This window comes from Nonomuraea deserti (assembly GCF_004348685.1).
In the GTDB taxonomy this organism is placed as follows: domain Bacteria; phylum Actinomycetota; class Actinomycetes; order Streptosporangiales; family Streptosporangiaceae; genus Nonomuraea; species Nonomuraea deserti.
The window spans coordinates 1-398 of record NZ_SMKO01000464.1; the positions used below are offsets into that span (position 1 = coordinate 1).

The window sequence follows — 398 nt, forward strand, 5'->3', positions numbered from 1 at the left end:
TGCTGCATCCGCAGACCCGCGAGCCCGTGGGCGTGCTCTGCCTGAGCTTCGCCTTCGCCGATGAAATGCAGGGCATCTTCCAGGCGCGCAGCCATGGGGCGCAACGCCAGATCCCCCTGCTGCTGGACAGCGGGCACCGGGTCATCGCCAGCGGCGACCCGCTCTGGATTCCCGTGGGCGCCCAGGTTCCCGTCAACGAGGCCGGCGCTCCCGCCCTGCAGGTGCACGCCGGACGCGCCTATCTGGTGCAGACCGTGGCCGCCGCCGGTTACCAGGGCTACCCGGGCCCCGCCGGCTGGCGCGGCCAGGTCATGGCGCCGGTGGACCTGGCCTTCTCGGGCGAGCCGAGCCAGGTGCTGGATGAACTGGAGCCTGGCGTGGGCCACGGGCTCCTGAGC

At 72.6% G+C, this 398-nt stretch carries 1 protein-coding gene; it reads left to right on the top strand.

The genetic code is table 11. The features are described 5' to 3' along the window. Positions 1–398, top strand: a 398-nt coding sequence (locus E1292_RS52165; RefSeq protein ID WP_220447483.1) for a hypothetical protein, incomplete at both ends; no start/stop codon positions are given.